This window comes from Candidatus Schekmanbacteria bacterium (assembly GCA_003695725.1).
GTDB lineage: Bacteria > Schekmanbacteria > GWA2-38-11 > GWA2-38-11 > J061 > J061.
This window is the reverse complement of record RFHX01000265.1, coordinates 1-3,773: the sequence shown is the minus strand read 5'-3', so window position 1 is coordinate 3,773 and position 3,773 is coordinate 1. Positions and strand designations below refer to the sequence as shown.

The 3,773-nt window shown below is 35.8% G+C and carries 6 protein-coding genes; all 6 read left to right on the top strand.

Annotated elements, in window-relative coordinates:
- Positions 1-20: 20 nt before the first annotated feature.
- From D6734_10275 to D6734_10250, 6 genes are read left to right on the top strand one after another with little or no spacing between them, the layout of a single operon-like run.
- Complete coding sequence (locus tag D6734_10275; GenBank protein RMF93360.1) at positions 21-470, top strand: hypothetical protein; 450 nt, start codon at positions 21-23, stop codon at positions 468-470.
- A 24-nt stretch (positions 471-494) separates the two neighbouring features.
- Positions 495-944, top strand: a complete 450-nt coding sequence (gene gspG / locus D6734_10270; GenBank protein ID RMF93359.1) for a type II secretion system protein GspG — start codon at positions 495-497, stop codon at positions 942-944.
- Positions 944-1,447, top strand: a complete 504-nt coding sequence (locus D6734_10265; GenBank protein ID RMF93358.1) for a hypothetical protein — start codon at positions 944-946, stop codon at positions 1,445-1,447. Before gspG ends, D6734_10265 begins: the two co-directional genes overlap by 1 nt.
- Positions 1,448-1,460: 13 nt before the next feature.
- Entirely contained in the window at positions 1,461-1,880 is a 420-nt protein-coding gene (gene gspI / locus D6734_10260) for a type II secretion system protein GspI (protein RMF93357.1), read from the top strand.
- A 23-nt stretch (positions 1,881-1,903) separates the two neighbouring features.
- Positions 1,904-2,608 (top strand): prepilin-type N-terminal cleavage/methylation domain-containing protein, encoded by a 705-nt coding sequence (locus D6734_10255; GenBank protein ID RMF93356.1) that lies wholly within the window; start codon positions 1,904-1,906, stop codon positions 2,606-2,608.
- Positions 2,596-3,711, top strand: coding sequence for a hypothetical protein (locus tag D6734_10250; protein ID RMF93355.1), 1,116 nt, complete (start codon positions 2,596-2,598; stop codon positions 3,709-3,711). The genes D6734_10255 and D6734_10250 overlap by 13 nt, the downstream gene beginning before the upstream one ends.
- Positions 3,712-3,773 lie beyond the last annotated feature (62 nt).

Genomic DNA, 3,773 nt, shown 5'->3' with positions numbered 1-3,773 from the left:
TATGGTTTGATTCTTTTAAATTGAAAATTCCTATTATAGGGGGGCTAATTCATAAGATAGCCCTTTCCCGTTTTTGTCGGACATTGGGAACGATGTTGAAGAGCGGAATTCCAATTTTATATTGTATGGATATAGTAAAAAATGTGGTAAACAATAAGATTTTGAGCAATATAATCGAGGAAGCGAAAGAGGATATTTCTGAAGGGAAGGAAATTGCTTTGCCACTGAAACAAAGTGGACTTTTTCCGCCAATTGTTACTCATATGATAGCAACAGGTGAAAGAAGCGGACAATTGGAAGATATGCTTTTAAAGGTCTCTGATAGTCTCGATTCAGAAACTGATTCAACAATTAAGGCATTGACTTCATTGTTAGAACCAATAATGATTTTGGTTATGGGGGCAATTGTAGGGTTTATTGTAATCGCAATACTTCTTCCAATTTTTGAAATGACAAGAGGGATTAAATAATTAAAGTAAAAGGAGAATAAAGAAATGGCAGGAAGGAAGAAAAAAAATCTATATGATGATAGAGGATTTACGCTCATAGAAATAATGGTAGTCGTTGTAATAATAGGAATTTTGGCAACATTGATAGGCACAGCGGTTATAGGAAGAATAGATGACGCTAATATAGCCAAAGCAAAGAGCGATATATCGACAATAGCGTCAGCGCTCCAGCTTTATAAGATGGACAATGGCAGTTATCCAACTACAGAAGAGGGTCTTGAAGCACTTGTCAAAAAACCTGCTGGTGCTCGTAACTGGAGCAAAGGAGGATATATTGAAGGCAAAAAAATTCCTAAAGACCCATGGGGCTCAGAATACAATTATCTCTCGCCGGGAGTAAATAATCCGGATTATGATTTATGGTCTAATGGAAAAGATAAGATTTCGGGGACAGAAGATGATATACAGAGTTGGAATCTTGATAAGGAATTTTGATGTACTTAAAAAGGAATGGATTTACCCTTATTGAAATCAGCGTCATCTTATTTATCATTGGTCTGGTAGGTGTCCTTATTTTTCCCAAACTTGAGCAGCGTCTTTTTGATGTAGAATATAGGTCGGCATTACGACGGCTTACTAATGATATCAAGCAAATCTTTAATGTTTCCGCATTGAAGGGAATTACATATTATTTTGTTTTTGACCTTGATAAAGAAGTTTATTGGGTTGCCTTGCCGGATAAGGAAGGAAACATTTCCGACGATGCTGATACGCATCTCATCCATCGGGAAATGCCTGAAGGGACAGATATTGTTGATATTGAATACGGAAGCAGAATTTTTTCTGAAGGCAGAAACATTATTCTTTTCACTCCCACAGGGCTTGAAGGAAAATATTATATCCATTTAAAAAGAAAAAAGGATAAATTAACAGTTATTATTCATCCTTTGACCGGCAAGGCAGAAATTGTAAAGGGTTTTAAAAGCCCTGTAAGATAGATATTATATAGAGATGAGTGGAATGAATGTCCGGTATAAAAGAGTTGGCTTTACATTTCTTGAAATAATGATTGCTTTAGCCATTATTTCCATAGCGCTTATTGCCGCATTGCGTGCGCAGTCTCAAAGCATAAGGACAGCCGCAGAGATGGCAGAGAAAGTAAAACTTCTTAATATGGCAAGAATGAAAATGGCAGAGGTGGAGCTTTATGGATTTCCTGATACCGGAGAAGAGGAGGGAGAATTTGAGGACTATCCGGGGTATAAATGGAAAACAGAGGTAAAACCGGTTTCAAGCTCCTTGTTGGGGATAGATGCAGGCGGGATTGAGCTTTCTTTTGATGAGCTGAGATTGGTCAAATTAACAATATATGATGAGAATAAGGAGAATATTCTTTTTGAACTCGAATCTCTCGTTGCAAAAAAAGAATAATATATCCTTGATTATTAGAATGAATGAAGGCAGTGAATAATTTATTTATGATTTATAGGAAAAATAATAAAGCTTTTACTCTGCTTGAACTCGTAGTGGCAATTACTATTCTTTCTATTATTACTTCCTTTATTTATGGAGTTTACACAGGAAGTGTTAAAACCATTGATAAAACTTCAGCAAAGGTTGAAATGTATGATAAAGCACGTCTTGTCCTCGATAGAATGGCTTATGAATTGGCATCTGCCGCAACTTCAATTGATGAGCCGGAACCGGGATTTTCTAGTTTTTTTTACGGTGCTGATGATAAGACAGGAGGGGTTGACACAGATGAGATAGAGTTTGTTGCAAGAACAAATAAAGGCAACTATCGCTTTAACGGAAAGCCTGTGCTCACAAGAATAAGCTATTATTTGGACATTAAAAGGAGTGAGAGGAAGAAAGAAAAAAAGAAAAGGGTTTATACACTATATAGAAGTGAAGATGTGATTTTTCATAGAGAAGATTTTGAAAAGATAAAAGAGGAGGAATTCATAGATAATTGTCGGGGTCTGAATTTTGAATATCGCACCGACAGGGGATGGATAGACAATTGGGAAGATGATTCAAATTCAAAACAACAGAGAGGGAAAATACCAAAGGCAGTAAAGATTACTTTAGTCTTGACAGATGAAGAGGACAACGAAGTGAAGTTTTCAACTATTGTAGATTTGCCATGCAGTCGTTGAGGAAAGATAAAAATTATTATAAAGAAAAGAAAGGCTTTGCAATTGCCATAGTCCTGCTTGTAACGACGCTCGTAATAGTTTTGGCTTTGGAATTTAATTATGAAATGCGCGTTGAAGCAAGCATCACAATGAATTCATTGGATAGTTTAAGAGCTTATTATCTTGCCAAATCTGGTATTGAAGCAGGTATTTTCATTATACGTATGGATTACAAGAATGATGTAAAAAACAAACAATTTGTTGACCATTTAGGAGAAATTTGGAATATCCCTTCTGTGTCGATTCCTTTGGGGGAAGGCTCCATTAAGGGCTCAATTTCAGACGAAAGCGGGAAGGTCAATCTAAATAGCTTTGTCGTTGAGACTGCAGGTAATAAAAAGAAAGGAGCTAAGGGTGAATCAAAGTCTCAGCAAAAAATAAATGTTGTAAGAAGAATTATAGAGAATTTTCCCGTCAAGCCGGAGGAAAGCCCCCAAGAGATTATTCATGCCCTGACAGAATGGAAGGGAGAATTATTCGAAGATGATGAAGCTTTAGAAGCCTATTATGCAAATTTAAAGGATTCATATGAAAGCAAATGGGATTTTTTTGACGATATGTCAGAGCTTCTCCTTGTCAAGGGAATAACAAAAGAATTTTATTTTCAAGAAAGAAAGAAAACTATAGAAAATGTTGGGAAAAGCACTCCTAATAATAAGAAAAGAAATCCTCACTATACACTTGAAGATGTATTTACTGTTTATTCCTATGACCCGGAGAATAATGATTATAAGATAAACATCAATACAGCACCGAAACCGGTGTTGAGAGCGCTACATTCTCAAATGGATGAAAGCGCAGTTGAAGCTATAATATCCCGCCAACAGAGCGGAGAGCCCTTTAAAAATGTTGCTGAAGTAGGTAAAATTGATGAGCTTAAGCCGGTTTTTCAAGATGAAAAGGACGGATTGAAAGGAATAAGAAACTTGATTGATGTAAAAAGTTATTTTTTTAAAATAGTTGCAACAGGCACTTATGGCGATATTTCAAAAACAATTGAAGCAGTTGTTTATCGAAATCCTTCTAACGGTTCCATCAATATAAAGTCATGGGCTGTTTATTGAAAATACACTTATCTTCTAAATGAATAAATATATAAAACAACAGCATCAAAGCTCATAATCTA

Excerpts from the sequence above, each read along its gene's own strand:
- gspG (RMF93359.1), top strand. The coding sequence starts at position 495 with ATGGCAGGAAGGAAGAAAAAAAATCTATATGATGATAGAGGATTTACG.
- D6734_10265 (RMF93358.1), top strand. The coding sequence starts at position 944 with ATGTACTTAAAAAGGAATGGATTTACCCTTATTGAAATCAGCGTCATC.
- gspI (RMF93357.1), top strand. The coding sequence starts at position 1,461 with ATGAGTGGAATGAATGTCCGGTATAAAAGAGTTGGCTTTACATTTCTT.
- D6734_10255 (RMF93356.1), top strand. The coding sequence starts at position 1,904 with ATGAAGGCAGTGAATAATTTATTTATGATTTATAGGAAAAATAATAAA.
- D6734_10250 (RMF93355.1), top strand. The coding sequence starts at position 2,596 with ATGCAGTCGTTGAGGAAAGATAAAAATTATTATAAAGAAAAGAAAGGC.